This window comes from Streptomyces sp. M2CJ-2 (assembly GCF_016757295.1).
Classification (GTDB): Bacteria; Actinomycetota; Actinomycetes; order Streptomycetales; family Streptomycetaceae; genus Streptomyces.
This window is the reverse complement of sequence record NZ_JAESIF010000058.1, coordinates 22,853-42,165: the sequence shown is the minus strand read 5'-3', so window position 1 is coordinate 42,165 and position 19,313 is coordinate 22,853. Positions and strand designations below refer to the sequence as shown.

At 70.1% G+C, this 19,313-nt stretch carries 17 protein-coding genes and 1 tRNA gene; 8 read left to right on the top strand and 10 right to left on the bottom strand.

Annotation, left to right across the window (positions count from 1 at the left end; all coding sequences use genetic code 11):
• From JL475_RS30175 to JL475_RS30160, 4 genes are all read right to left on the bottom strand, one after another.
• A partial coding sequence (locus JL475_RS30175; RefSeq protein ID WP_202281142.1) for a relaxase/mobilization nuclease domain-containing protein occupies positions 1–1,297 on the bottom strand: 1,297 nt, incomplete at its 3' end.
• On the bottom strand, positions 1,294–1,920 hold the full coding sequence (mobC, locus tag JL475_RS30170) for a plasmid mobilization relaxosome protein MobC (protein WP_237408693.1): 627 nt from the start codon (positions 1,918–1,920) through the stop codon (positions 1,294–1,296). The genes JL475_RS30175 and mobC, both read right to left, overlap by 4 nt.
• A gap of 47 nt (positions 1,921–1,967) precedes the next feature.
• Positions 1,968–3,185, bottom strand: a complete 1,218-nt coding sequence (locus tag JL475_RS30165; RefSeq protein WP_202281146.1) for a hypothetical protein — start codon at positions 3,183–3,185, stop codon at positions 1,968–1,970.
• 395 nt (positions 3,186–3,580) lie between these two features.
• Positions 3,581–5,068, bottom strand: a complete 1,488-nt coding sequence (locus JL475_RS30160; protein WP_307825196.1) for a DnaB-like helicase N-terminal domain-containing protein — start codon at positions 5,066–5,068, stop codon at positions 3,581–3,583.
• 301 nt (positions 5,069–5,369) lie between these two features.
• Here JL475_RS30160 and JL475_RS30155 point away from each other — a divergent pair, with 301 nt between their 5' ends.
• The 4 genes from JL475_RS30155 to JL475_RS30145 all read left to right on the top strand — a co-directional run bounded on the left by JL475_RS30155 (position 5,370) and on the right by JL475_RS30145 (position 8,983).
• Positions 5,370–5,924, top strand: a complete 555-nt coding sequence (locus JL475_RS30155; protein ID WP_202281140.1) for a helix-turn-helix transcriptional regulator — start codon at positions 5,370–5,372, stop codon at positions 5,922–5,924.
• 128 nt (positions 5,925–6,052) lie between these two features.
• The gene (locus JL475_RS40445) at positions 6,053–6,427 is read left to right on the top strand and encodes a helix-turn-helix domain-containing protein (RefSeq protein WP_237408692.1); all 375 of its coding nucleotides are present in this window, start codon (positions 6,053–6,055) and stop codon (positions 6,425–6,427) included.
• 27 nt (positions 6,428–6,454) lie between these two features.
• Positions 6,455–7,990, top strand: coding sequence for a LacI family DNA-binding transcriptional regulator (locus tag JL475_RS30150; protein ID WP_202281139.1), 1,536 nt, complete (start codon positions 6,455–6,457; stop codon positions 7,988–7,990).
• A 150-nt stretch (positions 7,991–8,140) separates the two neighbouring features.
• Positions 8,141–8,983 (top strand): PE-PGRS family protein, encoded by an 843-nt coding sequence (locus JL475_RS30145; protein ID WP_202281138.1) that lies wholly within the window; start codon positions 8,141–8,143, stop codon positions 8,981–8,983.
• Here the strand turns inward: JL475_RS30145 and JL475_RS30140 are convergent.
• The 3 genes from JL475_RS30140 to JL475_RS30130 all read right to left on the bottom strand — a co-directional run bounded on the left by JL475_RS30140 (position 8,913) and on the right by JL475_RS30130 (position 11,866).
• Complete coding sequence (locus tag JL475_RS30140; protein ID WP_237408691.1) at positions 8,913–10,529, bottom strand: PE-PGRS family protein; 1,617 nt, start codon at positions 10,527–10,529, stop codon at positions 8,913–8,915. The two genes, JL475_RS30145 and JL475_RS30140, sit on opposite strands and share 71 nt — an antisense overlap.
• A 188-nt stretch (positions 10,530–10,717) precedes the next feature.
• A tRNA-Pro gene (locus tag JL475_RS30135) sits at positions 10,718–10,791 on the bottom strand.
• 148 nt (positions 10,792–10,939) lie between these two features.
• Positions 10,940–11,866, bottom strand: coding sequence for a metallophosphoesterase (locus JL475_RS30130; RefSeq protein ID WP_202281136.1), 927 nt, complete (start codon positions 11,864–11,866; stop codon positions 10,940–10,942).
• 153 nt (positions 11,867–12,019) lie between these two features.
• On the opposite strand from JL475_RS30130, the gene JL475_RS30125 reads away from it, so the two are divergent.
• A complete protein-coding gene (locus tag JL475_RS30125) occupies positions 12,020–12,484 on the top strand; it encodes a GatB/YqeY domain-containing protein (RefSeq protein ID WP_109377217.1) in 465 nt (154 codons plus the stop codon).
• A gap of 107 nt (positions 12,485–12,591) precedes the next feature.
• Here JL475_RS30125 and JL475_RS30120 read toward each other — a convergent pair whose 3' ends face one another.
• Positions 12,592–14,913, bottom strand: a complete 2,322-nt coding sequence (locus tag JL475_RS30120) for a transglycosylase domain-containing protein (RefSeq protein ID WP_202281135.1) — start codon at positions 14,911–14,913, stop codon at positions 12,592–12,594.
• Between the two features lie 428 nt (positions 14,914–15,341).
• Here JL475_RS30120 and wblA point away from each other — a divergent pair, with 428 nt between their 5' ends.
• A complete protein-coding gene (gene wblA / locus JL475_RS30115) occupies positions 15,342–15,680 on the top strand; it encodes a transcriptional regulator WblA (protein WP_202281134.1) in 339 nt (112 codons plus the stop codon).
• A gap of 89 nt (positions 15,681–15,769) precedes the next feature.
• On the opposite strand, the gene JL475_RS30110 is transcribed toward wblA, so the two are convergent.
• Together JL475_RS30110 and JL475_RS30105 are read right to left on the bottom strand one after the other, a co-directional pair.
• Positions 15,770–17,185 (bottom strand): ArsA family ATPase, encoded by a 1,416-nt coding sequence (locus JL475_RS30110; RefSeq protein WP_202281133.1) that lies wholly within the window; start codon positions 17,183–17,185, stop codon positions 15,770–15,772.
• A gap of 145 nt (positions 17,186–17,330) precedes the next feature.
• Positions 17,331–18,308, bottom strand: a complete 978-nt coding sequence (locus JL475_RS30105) for an ArsA-related P-loop ATPase (RefSeq protein ID WP_202281132.1) — start codon at positions 18,306–18,308, stop codon at positions 17,331–17,333.
• Between the two features lie 157 nt (positions 18,309–18,465).
• Between JL475_RS30105 and JL475_RS30100 the strand changes: the two genes are divergently transcribed.
• A complete protein-coding gene (locus tag JL475_RS30100; protein WP_019355547.1) occupies positions 18,466–18,627 on the top strand; it encodes a DUF4177 domain-containing protein in 162 nt (53 codons plus the stop codon).
• Positions 18,624–19,094: a RidA family protein gene (locus JL475_RS30095; RefSeq protein WP_202281131.1), complete on the top strand. Its 471-nt coding sequence runs from the start codon at positions 18,624–18,626 to the stop codon at positions 19,092–19,094. The genes JL475_RS30100 and JL475_RS30095 overlap by 4 nt, the downstream gene beginning before the upstream one ends.
• The last annotated feature ends 219 nt before the right edge of the window (positions 19,095–19,313 follow it).

The window sequence follows — 19,313 nt, the reverse complement described above, 5'->3', positions numbered from 1 at the left end:
CTGCCTGCCGGGCGGCTGCGGCTTGCTGGGCGTGCTGGCGCTGGGCGTGCCAGTGTGCGGCGGCGAGGGCGAGGAGGAAGAGCGTGTCGATCACCATGGCGGTGGTGGCGCCGTCCTCGCCCCGGCCGAGTGCCGGGCCGCTGTGGACCAGGTCCCGGGCTGCGCGTCGCAGCTGCTGGCTGTGGCGGAACTCCGCTCGGGTGTGGGAGCGGGAGGCCCGTTCGAACGCCCAGGCCGCTTCGCGTAGCTGCTGGCGGGTGTGGAGGGCGGAGGTCTTGGCGAGGGCGTCGAGGACCTCGCCGGTGGCGGCGATCTGCGCTGCCGCGGCTCCGTCGTCGCCGTGGTCGATGACGAGCAGGGCCGTCCATGCCGCGTGTGTGGCGGTGCGCCGCGCGGCGGACGGTGCGGGCCGCTGCGGGGGATGGTCCTGACGATGGGTGCTGTCCGGCACCGTTGCAACGCCAGTCGCGTCGAACCGGTCCCGGATGCGGGGCAGGGACAGGTCGGGGGCGAGCGTCGAGCCTGCGTAGAAGACCGGTTCGCCGTCCTTGTTGCGATCGCCGGGCAGGGCGACGGTGTAACCGCGCAGGTCACCGGAGGGCAGCACGCTGGTGCGGACCAGAAGTCCGGCGGCCTTCAGCCGGTCGAAGAACTCGGCCTCGGTGGCGGCGCCGGCCACCGCGCGGCGGACGGTCTCGCGCAGCTCCTCCCGCACGGTGCGCTCCCTGCCCTGGCGCTCGGCCTTGTGGCGTTCGGCGCTGGTGGGCCGCTTGGCGGCGGTGCCGTCACCAGAGGTGACACGGTGCAGGCCGTACTCGGCTTCGATGAGGCGAGCCTCGGCCTGGGCGCGCTTGCCGGAGCGGTGGTGGTCGGGGCGGCGGCCGTCCTCGCGGACCAGGGTGGCGATGATGTGGATGTGGTCGTCGGCGTGCCGGACAGCGGCCCAGCGGCAGCCAGCGCCGTCGCCGGGGTCGATGCCGGTGGCGGCGACCATGCGGCGGGCGATCTCGCCCCACTGCCCGTCGGACAGGATCGGGTCGTCGGGGGCGGCACGCACCGAGCAGTGCCAGACGTGCTTGTCCGGGCGCTGGTCCGCAGCGAGGAGGGACAGGGGCTGGTCGAGGAGGTGCTGCAGGTCCTTCTTCGCCGCCGAGGGGTCGCGGCCGGGGTCGGGGGCCATGGTGTCGAAGGAGGCAACCAGGTGCGGGTCGACGTGCTCCTCGTGGGCGCCCCTGCCGTACAGGTAGTGCAGGAGGCCGAGGGTGTTGCTGCCCTGCTGGTGGATCCGGGGGATCAAGCCGCCTCGTCCTCCCGCCGGTTGGTGATCCTGTCGGCTGCCCGCTGGACGGCCTGCGCGGCGCGTCGCAGACCGTCGAGAGTGGCGGCGAAGTGCGGCGCGCCAGTACCAGAGTTGAGGGCCTTGGCGATCTGGTTGACGTTGCTGCCGGCCCAGCCGAGCTGACGGCGCACGCCGAACAGTGCGGTCAGGACATCGCGCTCGGTGGCGATGGCGGCCGCGGTGCGGGATTGGTCGCGGGCGGCGGCCAGGGCGGAGTAGGCCAGGAACCCGGCCACGCTCATGCCGACGTGGTCGGCGCCGGCCCGGATGATGGCGAGTTCGTGCTCGTTGAGACGGACGCTGTGGGCGGGACGCTGCTTCTTGTCGCGCGGACGCGACTTGCCCTTCCCGGCCCTGGCCTTGTGGCCGGCCTTGCCCGGCTGCGGTCCGCCCTCGGTCGCAGCCTTCCTGTCCGGCGCCCCCTGGCGTCGGGAGGACCCCGCCACCCCCGGGGCGGGGTCGGGTTCGGGCGCACCCCCTGCGGGGGAGTGTCCGGACCTCCAACTTGCTCCGCCTGGGGCAGGGGTGGTCGGCAGGAAGTCCTCGTGGGTGGTGGGGTCGTGGTGGTGCGGGGTGTGCATTGTTCCTCCGTGTCGGGGCGTGGTTGGGAGCGCTGAAGCTGTGGGGATCAGCGGGGTTGATCGCTGGCTGCGGCCTTGAGTTGGGCCTTGAACTCGCGGACGATCCGTCCGACGTCGTCGCTGGAGACGGTGTGGCCGGCGGCGCGCAGGGCGTCCTCGACCCGGTCGCGTCCGACGCTGCCGGTCTCCTCGTACATGCGGTGGGTGAAGCTGAGGATGGCCTCGTCGGAGGCGCGAGATTTACGGGCCTCGTGTTTCTTCGGGGCAGCCGGTTTTCGCTTGGGCCTGCCCGGAGCGCTGCCCGAGGTGTTGCCCGTGAGTGGCGGGCAGTCGTCGGTTGCTGCCCGTGTGGGCAGTCCTGGCGCAAGGCGGGCAGCTGGGGGCACCTCGGCGTCGCCCGGGTCTGATGAATGCGGGCGGGCAGCGTCCTCTGCCCGTGGCGCTGGTTCCGGGCGGGCGGTGCCCAGACTGTTGTGCCCGGATCCACGGGCGGTGTACGAGGCCGGGGCGTGCCAGCGCGGCGGCAGCGTGACAGACGCGAGGTCGAGGGCCTGCTTGCGGGTGGCGAGCTTGCGCAGCAGCAGTTCGTCCTGGAGTGGATCACCGTCGACGTCGGCCTGTTCCAGGGCCTGGTGCAGGCGCTCTGCCAGGCGTCGTCCCCGTCGCCTGCCGCGCTGCCGGTCGGTCATCGCCTCGGCGCGGAGGATCAGGGCGACGGATTCACTCAGCGCGCGCTCGCGGATGAGCCGGGCGGCATCCGCGTCCTGGTCGGCGATGCCCAGTCGGGCCAGCAGGCGTTCGCGTGCCTGGCGGACGAGGACGGCGGCCAGGCTGCGCGAGGCGGCGTCGGGGGTGCGGTGGCGCAGCTCGATGCCCATGGCCAGGTGCCACAGCATCGCGGCCATGACCGGGCCGACGAAGGCTCGCACCGTGCCGCCGACCAGCCCTGACTCGGCGTAGGCGGGCAGGATTTGGACGGCGGTGATGACCCAGGTGAGGGTGCCGGGCAGGCCGGGTGCCTGCTTCGGGCCGTTCAGGTTCTGGCGCGCCATCAGCGCGGTGGCGAACAGGGCCAGCTCGGCGACGGCGAACATCGCGACGCGCTCGGCGGTGCTGCCCATGTCGAGGTAGTCGGCGGCGAACCGCCAGCTGGTGTCCGCGCTGTAGGCGGTGCAGCCGATCGCGGCCACGGCAGCGACGCGCACTGCGGCGGTCCCGCGCCACCGGTTGGCGTCGGGCGGCCGCCGGCGCTGCTGGCGGATCATCCACCCGGTGAACAGGGCGAGTAGCACGAGCAGGATGAGCAGCACCGCTGTCAGTGCCGGCGAGGCAGCCCAGTCCGGCAGGAGCGAGGCACTGCCGTGTTCCGTGGCCTGGGCTGTCGAGGCGGGGGAGGGCAAGTCAGGTCTCTCCAGGGGGTGCGGTGGGGCTTGTGGGGCGATAGTGAGCGGCGTTCACGGAGGGGGCGTTCACGCGGGCCCCCTTCTAAAGGGGGCCCCGCGCGTGATCGCTCGGGCGCGTGTACGGCGTGGACGCTCGCGTGATCGCTTGACCTGCGGTTTTGCGGTGAGCGTGTGCGCTGTGAGCGGTGCACGGCGGGGTGTTCGCGTGAGGGCCGCGTGTACGGTCGCGTGATCGCTTCGCGTGGGCCGGCGGGAGCTCAGCCGACGGCAGTGAGGTGGCGGGCGGAGGCGTAGTAGCGGGTCTGCTGTCCGCCTCCGGCTCCTCCGGCGATGCCGTCGGCCTTGGTGGCCAGGCCGCTGTCGACGAGGCGGGCCAGGTGGCGTCGTGCCTTCTCCACGTCGGCGCGGTCGGGGTCGCCTCCGCCGATCAGGACCGCTGCCAGGTCACGGGCGCTCAGCCCGTTCGGGGCGTTGCGGAGCAGGACGGCGGGGTCCTTGCTGGGATCGACCGTGGTGGTGCCGCGCACGTGGTCGTGGGTGACATCCAGCGGGCCGATCTCCCCGGTGGGGGTCTTGAGGTGGTGGAGGGTGACGGCGGGGTCGCCGGCCTTGCCGGTGACGAACAGGACGCTGCCCGCGCCGGAGACGTACCAGGTGGAGCCGTAGACCTGGTCCAGGCTGGGGCGCTGACCGCGTGGGGCGTCGGCGGTGGCCTTGCGCTGGTGGTGCAGCTCCATGATCTCCACGCCGTTGCGCAGCGCGCGGTTGCGGGCGTTGTGGAAGGCGACCGCGAGGCTGTCGTCGACCATCGTGCTGACGGCGTCCTTGAGGCTGTCGATCACGATCGTGTCGGCCCGGTGGGCGGCGGCGAGGTCGGCGAGGAGGTCGGGCTCCTTGTCCAGGCTGGCGGGCAGCGGGCCCTGCCAGACTACGAGCCGGTCCCGCAGGATCTTCTCGTCGGTGGGGAAGACACGGCGGTCCATGGCCTTGGCGATCTGCTTGGGGCGGTCCATGGCCAGGTAGAGCACCCGCCTGCTGGGCGCGACCGGCATCTCCAGGACCGTCTCCTGGAGGCCGAGGCGCGCGAAGACGACCTGGTGGGCCAGGGTGGTCTTACCGACGCCGGGAGCGCCGACGATCATGAGGCTCTCGCCCGATGCCCAAACGGTCTTGTCGCGGGTTCCCCACAGGGGTTCGGTGTCGGCCCCGGTCTCCTTGACGAAGCACCATCCGTCGACGGCGAACCGAGACAGGCGGCCTTGACCCGAGGCGAGCGCGCGCTCGCGTTCGGCACGCACCGTCGCCTCGATGTCGCTGCGTATCTCGTCAGGATCGGCGCCGGGCTCCTGGGCGCGCTGGACGGTGCGTACGGCGGAGGCGAGCAGCCGGCGCAGGTCGGCCTTCTTGCGGATGATCTCCGCGTGGTACTCCGCGTTGCCGGTGCCGTAGAGCGCGTCGGCGAGCTGGTGCAGGTAGGCGGGGCCGCCGACGCGCTGCAGATCGCCCTGCTCCTGGAGCAGCTCGGTCAGGACGATCGGGTCGGTCGGTTTGTCCTCGCGGTGCTGGGCGAGCAGTGCCCGCCAGACCGTCTCGTGCGCGGGCCGGTAGAAGGCGTCGTCGCCCAGGACGGGCCGCACCGCGTCGATGACGTCGCTGTGGTGCATGCAGGCGCCGAGCACCGCGCGCTCGGCCTCCACGTTGAAAGGCTGTGTGGGACCTTCCGAAGCTGACGCGTGGATGTCCACGGAGCGGGATGGCGTATTCGGTTGGGCATCGGTCATACTGGGCATCAGCTCCTCTGCTCGCGGGCCCTACGGGACGGCAATCCCGGCCACGCGGGTCGATCGCTAGGGATGGCGGTTGAGAGGTTTGCGCTTGGCCCCCGGTGACAGCCGGGGGCTTTTTGCATGCGGGTGCTACGCGGGGCGGGTCGCGGGGGCTCCTCGGGCTGGTGGGGTGGGGCTACCACCATGCCACAAGAATTGCCGATCGCAGAAGTGTTCTGCATCTCGCAGAAGGCATGCTACTGTTCAGGGGTTGCTGCAAATGGCAGTGACTCGCTACGAACGGAAGGAGGTGGCTGTGGCAGATGAAGACGCCCCACAGGGCGTGCTGCTCAGCGGCGAGGCGAATGTCGCCGTGCGCATCAAGCTTGAGCGCGAGGCGCGCGGCTGGAGCACCAACGCCCTGTCCGACCGCCTGAACGAGGCCGGCTTCGAGATGAACCCATCGGCGGTCTGGCGCATCGAGAACGGCAAGCGCCGCATCAACCTCGACGAGGCCATCGGCTTCGCCGAGGTCTTTGGCATCGACCTGCGCAACCTCGTCGGCCCGCCTCAGCTGGCCGCCCAGGCCCGAGCCATGGAGCTCATCGACGCCGTCGTGGACGCCTTCCGCGAGACCCAGCACGCCAACGCCGCCTACACCCAGGCGCGCGACGCCCTGGACGCCTACCTCGCCGAGCACCCCGACATCCGTGAGGAAGCGGATGTGATGGTCTCCAACGCCATGGCTGAGGAGTCCGCCAAGCATCTGCTGAAGGCTTACGGGCCGCCGACCGCCGCGCACCACGGCGAGGCCGACACCTCCGACGAGGCATAGCCTCCCGCTTCCATCCAATCCCGTCCTGGGCCCGCAAACCCCCAGCACGGGCACCTCACCCTCATCCCCAGCGATCGACCGGCGGGCCGGTGTTGCCGCACCACGCCCGCCAGAAGAGGAACCACCCCTTGCGCCAACCCGCGATACCCCCTGCCTCCGCACCGACTCCGTACTCGGACGCCGCCCTGCCCCGCCTCTACGTCCCGGAGGAGGTTGCGGCCGTCCTCGGCTGCTCCGCCTGGTGGGTCAAGGACCGTGCCCGCCGGCGGCTCATCCCCTTCACGCGCGTAGGCCGCGCCTACCGCTTCACCGGCGAGCACCTCGCGGAGATCATCCGCATGCACGAGGCCCGACCTGCCTCCCCCCAGCAGCACCCGGCGACAGCTCGCGCTCCCAAGCCGCCAACTCCCCACCCTTCCCCGCCGCCTGCCGTGCCCACGGCTCGACTGCGTGCGCGGTCCCCACGCCGCGCACGTGAGAGCCAGTTCGGGACCGCCGCTTAGGACGACGACAGGGGAGGGGAAGTACACGTGGGTTTCGCGGAGAAGCGCGGAAACTACTGGCGCGGCCGGTACAAGACCGCGCCCGGCAAGCACCTCACGGTGGCCGACGACAACGGCAAGGCAATCCGGTTCGCCACCAAGGGCGAGGCCCAGCGCGCCGCGAGCGAGGCCGAGAACAAGTACTGGCGCGGCGACTGGCGCGACCCGGCGCTCGGCCAGGAGACCTTCGGCGAGTACGCGAACCGCTGGTACGAGGCCCAGGACCTGGCCGCCTCGACCATGCAGAACTACAAGCGCCACATCGAGGAGCACCTGCTCCCGGACTTCGAGGACATGGCGCTCGCTGGCATCCTGCGCACGGACGTCGACCTGTGGGAGAAGAAGGAGAAGGCCGTCTACGCGGCCTCCAGCGTCAAGACCTGGCGCTCGACGCTCCACCTGATCTTCGAGGACGCGATCGACGAGGGTCTGATCACCTCGAACCCGGCGGCCAAGCGCCGCGGGCGCGGCAAGCGCGCCGGCCGCTCCCGAGACCGCGGCCCGGAGAAGGTGATCACCGACCCGCTCGGCATCCTGCTGACTGCCGAACGGGCCGCTCTGCTGTCCGGCCGCGACGACGAGTTCGTCGCCGTCGTCCTCAAGGGCTACACCGGCATGCGCTGGGGTGAAATCGTCGGCCTGGAAACCGAGTTCGCCCGCCCCGGCTCCATCCGCGTCGAGTGGCAGTTGTACGAACTCGACACGGGCGAGCTCGTGCGCTGCCCGCCCAAGGACGACAGCTACCGCACCATCGACGCGATGGACTGGCTGTCGGCCCTGGTCGTCAACCACGTCGCCCGTACGAAGCCGACACCCTGCCCGTGTCACGGCAAGACCTACATCTTCCGGGGGCAGGGCGCGGCCCGCACCGGCGGCCACCAGGGCGCGAAGCTCGTCGACGTCGCACGCCGTGCCGGAGTCTCCACGGGCACGGTGTCCAACGTTCTCAACCACCCCGACCGCGTCACCGAAGCCAAGCGAGTGAGGGTGGAGCAGGCCATCGCGGACCTGGGCTTCGTGCGGGGCGGCGCGGTGCCGGGGCACGCCGCCCACTGGCGCCGAAACGGCTTCGCGACATGGTTGTTCACCCCGGCGGTCTCCGGCTGGTACCCGAAGAAGGCGCCGCAGGAGGCCCGTCCTGTCCCGCTGCTCGGCGAGCCGTGGCCCGGCGTCCCGGCCCGAGGACGCGGCGCCAGCGGCCGGGCCGACGCCTGCTGGCTCCCGATCGCCAAGGGCCTCACACCCCACGGCCTCCGCCACACCCACCGGACCGTGATGGAGGACCTCGGCACCGAGAAGGTCCTCATGGACGACCGCATGGGCCACATCGACGGCTCCGTGTCGGCGCGCTACGCACACGTCACCCCTGGCATGCGCAAGCGCCTCATGATCGGGCTGACCGAGCAGTGGGAGACGGCGCTCGACGCCCGGCTGGCGATGAGCCCCACGTCACCAGTCCGTGTACTCGGCGATCTCCTGCGGGCACGCAGGGAGTCATATGCGCCCGAAGAGCCCCAACGGTGAATGCTGTTGTGCCCCTGGCGGTCACTGCCAGGGGCACAGCCATCTTCCGTGATGCCTCGCTGGGGCAACGTCAACCTGGCGTGGTCGCTAGTTCCGGCAGTTATGGCGAATGCCCGGTGACGGGTCCAACAGAGCTGGCTCAATAGGCACATGGAAATTGGCGAGCACTGGGCATACCGCGCGAGGCCGAAGGAACTGGGCGGCGCGGTTCGTCAGGTGGAGGTCGTTCGAGTGGGCGGCCCTGGCAGGTCTGGTTGGATCCACGTGCGGTTCCTCGGAGGTGACGACGCCGGTCTGCAGGAATGGGTCAGTCCCGGCTCTCTCGTAGCACCGTGGGCGGACGACGATACGTTCCGCGCGGATGACGCGGCAGAGGTGGCACTGGCCGAGGCGTCGCGCCACGTACGCGGCAGCACGGACTTCGAGGCCGCGCGGATGATCTTCGGGTTCGTCCGTCCGAAGAACAAGCTGCGTCTGCGTCGAGGGGTGGCGGACGCCGGGGTGCTGGAGCTGAGCCGACTCGACGAGACGGTATCCCTCATCGGTATGGACGCGTCCGAACTCCGCTCGGACGCGATGGTGTACGAGAACCGCGACGGCATGTGCCTGGCCGGGTGGCCGGTCACCGAGCGCATCGCCCGACAGGTTGCCGGCCGCCTTGCCGACGAGATCCTTCCGGAGGTGGACCGCAAACAGCAGCACATCGAGGAGGAGCGCACACAATCCTCCTGGTACGCATACCGTCGCCGGGACGATCGCAAGTTGGACGCGGAAGCGGCCGTCCTGCGGACAGTTCGAGTGTGGTGCGGCGTGGACAAGGCCGAACGTTACGACGAGTTGGTTGCTCTGCGCGCAGAGGTCATGAGGCTCGGCCAGCTGGTCGAGAAGGCCGTCAAGGCCCTCCGCGACCGTGGGCACGGTGTCATCGCCTCCACCATTGAGCGCGACCTTGGTGTCCATATCGCCAGCCTTGATCCCGATATGCGTCGATGAGGCCGCGCCACGGTTCTGGCTCCGCCTTGCGCGGCGCCGGTTCTGCCGCAGGCTTCTCCTTCTCCGGCCGGTGCGGGTGCCAGCCGTCGAGAAACGGTCGCAGCTGGTCTCCCGTCGGCTCCGCGTGGAAGTTGAGAGAAGCCAGGCCCTTGCCCTTCGTGGTGGGGTCGAGCCGATCAGCCTCCGTTTTCCCCCACGCCGACCACTCTCGCAGCCTCTCGGCTTCGAGGGCGTTGTCCGAAGCAGCGGCGGCCTCATCCAGAGCGGCGCAGAAGGCCCGGATCTCCCCTGCGGCCCGCCACCGCTCAAGCGCAGTGCCGAAGTGCTCGTTCCGTGCCGCGTGAACCGCCTTGATCGAAGCGACACTGATGGCGGCCTCCCACTCCTGTCGCTCGCGCTCCTCCCGCTCCGCTTCCAGGCGCCAGCGCTCGGCCTCCTGCCGCTCCCGCTCCTCCCGCAGACGCCGCTGCTCCGCCTCGCGTTCCAGACGGGCCCGCTCCTGCTCCTCCGCGTGCGCCTTCAAGGCCCGGAAAACAGAGCCGATCTGCTCCTCCAACGGCTTCTTGGAAGTGTCGGTCCATTCCTTCTTCCAGCCGTACCGGTAGCCCGCGTGCTCGCTGAACCGCTGCCAGTCGTACGTCCGGCGGCCGGGCTGCTTGGGCACGTATCGAACCTGCTTCTGCCGCTCGCAGAAGCTGATCTCGTACGTCCTGCCGTGGACGGTGAGGAGCGGCCTGGGCTGCCTGCGCTTTTTGGACACCGCGATCTCGCCGTGTCGTGAGAGAGCCTGCTCTGCGAGGAGCCGCAGCAGCGAGAGCACCCGGGGGAGTACCTCCTCCGATACCTCGAAGGCGCTGTGATCTGTGGTGACCGCAGCGATCACGTCTTCGACGTCGGTGATCACACGGCTGCGCGCCAGCCGGATCCGGTTCCACTCGGTGTCATCCTCGCCGGACATCCTGAGCAAGCCGAGGAAGAAGTCTCCCTTCGCCCGCCCGCTGTACTTCAGGTGGTAACCCTCGGGTGCACACTGCCGCGCTGCGTCGAACGCCCTGCGGTAGCGAGCCCGCTCCTCTTCACTGGGGTTCGGGATTCGAAGGAACCGCCCAGCCTGTTGTACCTCCGCGATCAAAGCGGCTCCGACTTCCGCCGGCGACGGCCGTGGGGACTTCGCGGCGCGCTGCGGCTTCGGCTTGGACGCGGCTGCGGCTTGCTTCTGCGGTGGAGGGGCCACTCGTGGCTGTGGTTCGGGAGCCATCGAACGCTGCTTGCGCTGAGCTGGCTCCGGCCGGTCCGGGTGATGGCCGTGCTCCAGATAGAAGCGTCCCGCATCGGTGATCTCCGCCCGCCACTTCCCGCCCTGCTTGGGCATGGTGATCAGGCGCCGCTCCTTGAGCGCGCGGGCGGTAAGAGCGAGCTCGGGGCTGTCCGACGTGACAGGGACGGTTCCGTCCTCAATGCGGGTGAGGAGGGCGAGCTGCCGGTCGTTTAACGGAGACCCATGGGTACATGGCGATCGTCGTACCGTCTGTAGTCTCCTCGGCACAAGCCGTGGGGTGACCCTTTCGGGGCGCAACAGCGCACAGCGCGCTCGAAGGCGGAACGCCACTCGCTGGGAGCCACCGGGAGCCGTTTCCCGCAGTCGGCTCCCAAATGGCTCCCAAAACGGGTCCGCACAACAAATCAGGCCCGGTGCTGATCTCTCAGCACCGGGCCTGACCTGGTACTTCTCTGTCGGGGTGGCGGGATTTGAACCCACGACCTCTTCGTCCCGAACGAAGCGCGCTGCCAAGCTGCGCCACACCCCGATGTCGCTGCTCTCGCGGCGACGTCGTTTACTTTAGCCCACCGGTGGCTGGAGACGAAATCCGGTTTGGACGCCGCGGCTGGACACGCGCGGGGGGGGCGACGGGACCGGGTCGGTGCCGTCGCCCCCCCGCGGGACGCGCTGCTTCGTTACTCCCGGCCCACCAGGGTCATCAGTGTCGCCTCCGGGGGGCAGGCGAAGCGGACCGGGGTGTAGCGGTTGGTGCCGCAGCCCGCGGAGACGTGGAGGTAGGACGTGCGGCCCTCGGACGTGTGGGTGGACAGGCCCTTCACCCGATCGGTGTCCAGGTCGCAGTTGGTGACCAGGGCGCCGTAGAAGGGGATGCAGAGCTGGCCGCCGTGGGTGTGACCGGCCAGGACCAGGGGGTAGCCGTCGGCCGTGAAGGAGTCCAGGACGCGCAGGTAGGGGGCGTGGACGACGCCCATCGAGAAGTCCGCCGCGTTCGACGGGCCGCCCGCCACCTCCGTGTAGCGGTCCCGCTTGATGTGCGGGTCGTCCAGGCCGGTCAGCTCGACCGTGACGCCCTCGAGCTTCAGGGTGCCTCTGGTGTTCGTGAGGTTCAGCCAGCCCGCGCCGTCGAAGCCGTCCCGCAGGTCCTCCCACGGGTTGTGGATCACGCCGACGGCCGGGGTGTTGCCGTTCAGGCCGTGCCGGCCCGTGGCCTTCTCGATCAGGTAGCGGGCGGGGTTGCGCAGCTTGGGGCCGTAGTAGTCGTTGGAGCCGAAGACGTACGCGCCAGGGAACTCCATCAGCGGGCCCAGCGCGTCCAGGACCTCCGGTACGCCCTCGGGGTCGGACAGGTTGTCGCCCGTGTTGATCACGAAGTCGGGACGCAGTCCCGCCAGCGAGCGCAGCCAGCGCTGCTTCTTGCGCTGGCCGCTCACCAGGTGGATGTCGGAGACCTGCAGCACACGCAGGGGGCGCATCCCGGCGGGCAGGACGGGGATCGTCACCCGTCGCAGCCGGAAGGAGCGGGCCTCGAAGCCCGCCGCGTACACCAGCCCGGCGGCGCCGGCCGCCGTGATTCCCAGGGGGATTCCGTATCGCGCGCGCATGCGCCCATCGTGTCAGACCCGGGGCCGGGTGTGTCCCGCGGTCTCTCCTCCCCGGGGGTGCGGCAGGGCTTGCGGGTCGGTCCGAACGTCCCCCGGAGCGGCGGGGGTTAAATGTACGGGCGTCTTTGCGCCTGTTCCTGCGACAATCAAGGCATGACCACGCTCAAGTCGAAGCTGCAGGACGACCTCAACGCTGCGATCAGGGAGCGCGACGAGCTCAGCTCCTCGACGCTCCGGCTGACGCTCACCGCGATCACCAAGGAGGAGGTCGCGGGGAAGGAGAAGCGTCAGCTCTCCGACGACGAGGTGCTCAAGGTGATCACCCGTGAGGCGAAGAAGCGCCGTGAGGCGGCGGACGCCTTCGCGCAGGGTGGACGTCCCGAGCAGGCCGAGCGGGAGAAGGCGGAGGGCGAGCTGCTGGCCCGGTACCTGCCCCAGCAGATGTCCGACGAGGAGCTGAACGCGATCGTCGCCCAGGCCGTCGAGGAGGCGAAGGCGGCAGGCGCCGAGGGCCCGCGGGCCATGGGGGCGGTCATGAAGATCGTCAACCCCAAGGTGGCCGGGCAGGCCGAGGGCGGCCGGGTGGCCGCCGCGGTGAAGAAGCTGCTCGCCGGCTGATCCGCCGGTCCGGTCAGCCGGATACGACGGACGACAGCGGAGGGCCCCTTGTTCCCGTGACGGGAACGAGGGGCCCTCCGCTGTCGTCGGACCAGGGGCGCAGGCCGTCAGCGTCGGCCGCCCGGGCCGTTGCCCGGGCCCTGGAAGAGGCCCTCCGGGAGGGAGAAGGTCGGGTCCGGTTCGGCTCCGCCGCCGTTCTGGCCGCCATTGCCGGTCTGGCCGTCGTTGCCGCCGGTCAGACCGCCGATGAAACCGTCGTTGCCGCCGTTGCCGCCGCCACGGCCGTCGTCGCCCCGGTTGCCGTCGCCACGGTCGTCGCCGTCCTCGCCGTCACGGTCACGGTCCTTGTCGCGCTTTTCGGGGTCCGGTATGTGGACGAGGTTGAACTCGGGGGCGTCCTTGCCGTTCAGCGCGCCGCTCATCATGTCGCGCCAGATCGGGCCGGGCACCTGACCACCGAACACCTTGGCGTGCCAGGTTCCGCCGATCGAGATGTCGACCATCTTCCGCTTGTGCGCGGGGTCGCCGACCCACACCGCACCGGCCATGTTCGGCGTGTAGCCCACGAACCAGGCGGCGTAGCGGAAGTCCGTCGTACCGGTCTTGCCCGCGCTCGGGCGGCTGCCGAGACCGGCCTCCGTACCCGTACCGTCCTCGACCACGCCCCTGAGGAGCGTGTTGATGGTGTCGGCGGTCTTCTCCGACATCGCGCGCGAGCACGTCGACTTCGGGACCGGGAGCGACTTCGACTTGTCGCCGACGTGCTGGCTGATGGACTCGATGGCGATCGGCGTGCAGTACATGCCGCGTGAGGCGAAGGTGGCGTAGCCGTTCGCCATGGTCAGCGGGGACACCTCCTGGGTGCCGAGCGCGATGGACGGCGCCTGGGCCAGCTTTCCGCCGTCGGCCCGCTCGACGCCCATCTTCTTGGACATCTCCGTCACCGGGCAGATGCCGATCTCGCTGATCATCTCGATGTAGTAGGTGTTGACCGACTTCGCGGTCGCCTCCTTCATGGCGTAGGGGCCGACCTCCGCCTCGTTCTCGTTCTCGACCGGAACGCCCTTCTCGTTCCACGTCTTGCCGTCGCAGGCCGCCACCGGACTCGGGTAGTCCATCTGGTACGGCGAGGCGTACGACTTGGTCGGGGGCATCCCGCCCTCGAGAGCCGCCGCCGCGACGATCGGCTTGAACGTCGAACCGGGCTGGAAGCCGGCACCGCCGCCCATGGCGCTGTCGACCGAGAGGTTGAGCGTCGTCTCGTTCTGCTTCGTGTCGATGCCGTACGGCCGGGACTGGCCCATCGCGAGGATCTTTCCGGTGCCCGGCTCCACGATGGTGGCGGCGGTCGCGACCTCGTCGGACTTGTTGACGTGCTGCTTGACCGAGTTCTGGGCGGATTCCTGCGCCTGCGGGTCCAGGGTCGTACGGATCGTCAGGCCGCCCTGGTTCCAGATCTTGGCCCGCGCCTCCTTGGTCTTGCCGAAGACCGGGTCGCTCAGGAACACCTCACGTACGTAGTCGCAGAAGAAGCCCGCGCCCCTGACCGCCGTGATGCAGCCGTTGTTCGGCTTGCTGACCTTCAGGCCCAGCGGTGCCTTCGACGCCTTGGCGGCCTCCTCCTGGGAGATGTCGCCGACCTGGGCCATCCGCGCCAGGACGACATTGCGCCGCTTGGTGGCCTCCGTCTCGTCGTTGACCGGGTCGTACCGGCTGGGCGACTGGACGAGGCCGGCGAGGAGGGCGGCCTCCTGGAGGTCGAGGTCCTTGGCGGACTTGGAGAAGTAGCGTCGGGCGGCGGCCTCGACACCGTAGGCCTGCTGGCCGAAGAACGTGATGTTCAGGTAGTTCTCGAGGATCTTCTTCTTGCCCAGCTCCTCCTCGACCTGGATCGCGAACTTCAGCTCGCGGATCTTTCGGCCGATCGTCTGCTGGGTGGCCTGCGCGACCTTCGTCGGGTCGTCGCCGGCCTCCTCCACGAAGACGTTCTTCACGTACTGCTGAGTCAGCGTGGACGCGCCCTCGGAGACACCGCCGCTCTGCGCGTTGCGGTTGAGCGCGCGCAGCACGCCCTTCAGGTCGACCGCTCCGTGCTCGTAGAAGCGGGAGTCCTCGATCGCGACGATCGCCTTCTGGAGGTACGGCGAGATGTCCTTGAGGTCGACCACCGTGCGGTCGCGCGAGTAGACGGTGGCGATCTGACCGCCCTTCGCGTCCAGGATGGTGGTGCGCTGGCTCAGCGGGGGCGTCTTGAGGTTGGCGGGGAGCTCGTCGAAACTCTCCACCGAACCCTTGGCGGCCAGGCCCAGCGCACCCACGGCGGGCAGTGCGATACCGGCCAGGACGGCACCCGCGAGGACACTGACACCGAGGAACTTGGCGGCCTGCTGCGTTGGCGACAGACCACCGCCCGAGCGCTTCTTTGGCATGGGAGCAGCCTACGTTCTCGTTTGCCGGACAGGCGTCCAGGCCTTGGCCTAAGCTGCTCACAACTGTCACGGCAGTGAGGTCACGTATCAATACGTCCGGCGACCCCGAATCGTTCCGGATCTTCTCGGCTCTTCTCGACTTTTTCTGTCGGGGTGTGGTGGGTGCGTGTCCGGATCCGCCTTGTGTGTCATTCGGTGTCCGTTGTGGCGCAATGGAACTGACCCGAAACGCCGGGGTTGTCGCGCATGTCGTCAGGTCACTCCCCCGGGTGATCTGCCGCTTACGCATAGTCCGTTCGGGCCATTCAAGATTGGGCCCGCTGGGGGTGTTGCGCTGTGCCCACCTTCCGTAACGTCCTCAACTGGCGGCGGTGAATATGCCGCTGCCGCCGTGGGGGAGCCTCGATTCGGGAGAGGACGGCGCCGGTATGGGCTGGGTTATCGACTGGAGTGCGCAGGCTGCCTGCCGCACTACTGATCCGGATGAACTGTTCGTTCAAGGAGCAGCGCAGAACAGGGCCAAGGCGGTGTGCACCGGATGCCCGGTGCGTACGGAGTGCCTGGCCGACGCGCTCGACAACCGCGTCGAGTTCGGCGTGTGGGGAGGCATGACGGAACGGGAGCGCCGCGCACTGCTGCGCCGGCGGCCCACCGTGACGTCCTGGCGTCGGCTGCTGGAGACCGCGCGCACGGAGTACGAGCGGGGGACGGGCGTCGTGCCCCTCGACGACGACGAGGTGTACGCGAACTACGCGGCGGTGAGCTGAGGACTCTCGGGGGGTTCTCGGCGGGCGTCTCGGGCTGTGCCGGGACGCCTTGGACCGTCTCGGTGCGGAGTGGGGCGGGTCGGCGTGCGTCAGGCGGGCGCCTCGGGTGAGGCGGTCGCCTCGGGTGTTTCGGGCAGCTCCGGCCTGTTGGTCGCGAGCCGGTCGCCGATCTGCCGCAGGCCCGCGAGGTCGTGCACGTCGCCGGGCAGCGCGGCCACTTCCGTCACCGCCACCTCGGGATGGAGCGCGGTGAAGCGGTCACGTGTGCGCTGCTCGCGTGAGAGCAGCCGCATCCGCTCGGCGTGCAGTCTCAACAGGCCCGCGGTGAGCTGGTCGAAGGACCGCTCCGCGTCCACCCCGTCGGTGCCTGTGTCGGTGGTGCTGGTGAGTGGGTCCGTGTCGTCCGCGGTGGCGGGGGAGCCTCCGTCGGGGACGTCTGAACTGGCTTTTTTGTCGCGGGAGTTACGAACTTCAGCTTTCCCGTCCTCCTGATCCACAATGCGGGAGTCCTCAAGATTTTCCGCGGCGGCGAGTGCCCGTTCGGCCGACAGCCGGTCGGCGCCGCTGCCATGGACCCGGTTGAGCACCAGACCGGCCAGCGGCATGTCCTCCGCGGCCAGCCGTTCCACGAAGTACGCGGCCTCGCGCAGCGCGTCCCGCTCCGGGGCCGCGACCACCAGGAACGCCGTCCCGGGCGCCTGGAGCAGTTTGAACGTGGCGTCCGCGCGCGTACGGAACCCGCCGAACATGGAGTCCATCGCCGCCACGAACGTCTGTACGTCCCGCAGCAGTTGCCCCCCGAGCACCTTCCCCAGGACGCCGGTCATCATGGACATCCCGACGTTCAGGAACTTCATCCCCGCACGGCCGCCGACCTTCGCCGGGGTCAGCAGGACGCGGATGAGCTTGCCGTCGAGGAAGGATCCGAGCCGCTTGGGGGCGTCCAGGAAGTCCAGTGCGGAGCGGGAGGGCGGTGTGTCGACGACGATGAGGTCCCACTCGTCGCGGGCCCGCAGCTGCCCCAGCTTCTCCATCGCCATGTACTCCTGCGTGCCCGCGAAGCCCGCCGAGAGGGACTGGTAGAAGGGGTTGCCGAGGATCGCGGAGGCGCGCTCCGGGTCCGCGTGCGCCTCGACGATCTCGTCGAAGGTGCGCTTCATGTCGAGCATCATGGCGTGCAGTTCGCCGCCGGCGGAGTCGTCGACGCCCTTCACCCGGCGGGGGATGTTGTCGAGCGAGTCGATGCCCATGGACTGGGCGAGCCTGCGGGCGGGGTCGATGGTGAGGACGACCACCTTGCGTCCCCGTTCGGCCGCGCGCAGTCCCAGGGCCGCGGCGGTGGTCGTCTTGCCGACCCCGCCCGAGCCGCAGCACACCACGATCCGGGTGGTCCGGTCCTCGATCAGTGGGTCGATGTCGAGCGTGCGCACGGAGGAGAGGTGGTGGCGGGCCGGGTGGGCCGGATCGTGTGCGCGCGGGTGCGCCGGTTCCGGATGACGACTCATGACATCCCCTGCTTCCGATACTTCCGACTCGTGACGGGCGTGACGGGCGTGACGGGCATGGCGGGCCTGACGGGGGCGGCGGGCCCGGCGGGAGGGTTCCCGCCGGGCACGGGCATGGGCACGGACACGGGCAGGTTTCCGCCGGTCATGACACACCCTGTGCGCGGAGTTCCTCGGCCAGTTCGTACAGGCCCGCCAGGTCCATGCCCTCCGCGAGCAGGGGCAGCTCGTGCAGGGGCAGGTCCACCTCGGCCAGCACGGCGCGCTGTTCGGCTTCCAGTGTGTACCGCTCGGCGTACTCCTTCGCCTGCGCGAGCAACGGGTCCACCAGCCGCTCGGCGTGCCCGCCGCGCCGCGCGCCGCCGAGACCGGCGGACGACAGTGCCCGCGCGACAGAGGAACGCTCGACCGTCCCCATGAGTTCCAGGTCGGTCGCGTCCAGCACCTCGGGCCGCACCATGTTCACGATGACCCGCCCCACCGGCAGCCGGGCCCCCCGCAGTTCGGCGATGCCGTCCACGGTCTCCTGGACCGGCATCTCCTCCAGCAGGGTGACCAGGTGCACCGCCGTCTCCGGCGATTTCAGCACCCGCATCACGGCCTGGGCCTGATTGTGTATCGGGCCGATCTTCGCGAGCCCGGCGACCTCGTCGTTGACGTTGAGGAAACGGGTGATGCGCCCGGTCGGCGGGGCGTCCATCACGACGTAGTCGTAGACGAACCGCCCGCTCCGGTCCTTGCGCCGTACCGCCTCGCACGCCTTGCCGGTCAGCAGGACGTCCCGCACACCGGGCGCGATGGTGGTCGCGAAGTCGATCGCGCCGAGCTTCTTCAGCGCCCGCCCGGCACTGCCCAGCTTGTAGAACATCTGGAGGTAGTCCAGAAGGGCCCGCTCGGCGTCTATGGCGAGGGCGTGCACCTCCCCGCCCCCGGGAGCGACGGCGATCTTCCGCTCCTCGTACGGCAGCGCCTCCGTCTCGAAGACCTGCGCGATGCCCTGGCGGCCCTCGACCTCGACGAGAAGCGTCCGCTTCCCCTCCGTGGCCAGGGCCAGCGCGAGGGCCGCGGCCACCGTGGTCTTGCCGGTTCCGCCCTTGCCACTGACCACCTGAAGCCTGCTCACGCCTTTGAGCCTAATTCCTCCCCGTGCGCCCCGGCGGCTCCGGGGGCGAGTTGCCGGGCTTCCCGCGCTCCCGGGTACCCGGGTTTCCCAGGTTTCCCGGGCTTTCGAGGCTTCCCGTGCTTCCCGGGCGGAGGGCGGCAGCGGCTAGAGTCGCCGCATGACGAAATGGGAGTACTCCACGGTTCCGCTGCTGGTCCACGCCACGAAGCAGATTCTGGACACCTGGGGCGAGGACGGCTGGGAGCTCGTGCAGGTCGTGCCGGGCCCGAACAACCCCGAGCAGCTGGTCGCCTACCTGAAGCGGGAGAAGCAGGCGTGAGCGCGGTCGAGGCCAAACTGGCCGAACTCGGGCTGAGTCTGCCGGAGGTCGTTCCGCCGCTGGCCGCGTACCGCCCGGCCGTGCTGTCGGGGCGGTACGTCCACACCGCCGGCCAGCTTCCCATGGTGGGCGGTGAGCTTCCGCTGACCGGAAAGGTCGGTGCCGAGGTCACGGCCGAGGAGGCGAAGGAGCTGGCGCGCACCTGTGCGCTGAACGCCCTCGCCGCCGTGAAGTCCGTCGCCGGTGATCTGGACCGCGTCGCGCGCGTGGTGAAGGTCGTCGGGTTCGTGGCCTCGGCCGCGGATTTCACGGGCCAGCCGGGCGTCCTCAACGGTGCGAGCGAGCTGCTGGTCGAGGTCCTCGGCGACAAGGGCGTCCACGCCCGCAGCGCGGTGGGCGTCGCGGTACTGCCCCTCGACGCACCGGTGGAGGTCGAGATCCAGGTGGAGCTGACGGACGCAGGCTGACGGACGCGCGCTGACGGACGCGGGCAGGCAGAGGCGGCCGGCGTCCGACGGAGGCGGAGGCGGAGGCGGGCCGGTGTTCGGCGGAGGGCCGCGTGGCCCGTGCGGTCCGCCGGGTCCGCCACTCCTCCTCGCCGCGTCCCCCTGCCGCCTCCCGGCGCCGCGCGTCCCCTCGCTCCCTTTCGCCCTCTTTCGCCTCCTTTTTCACCTCCTTTCACCCCC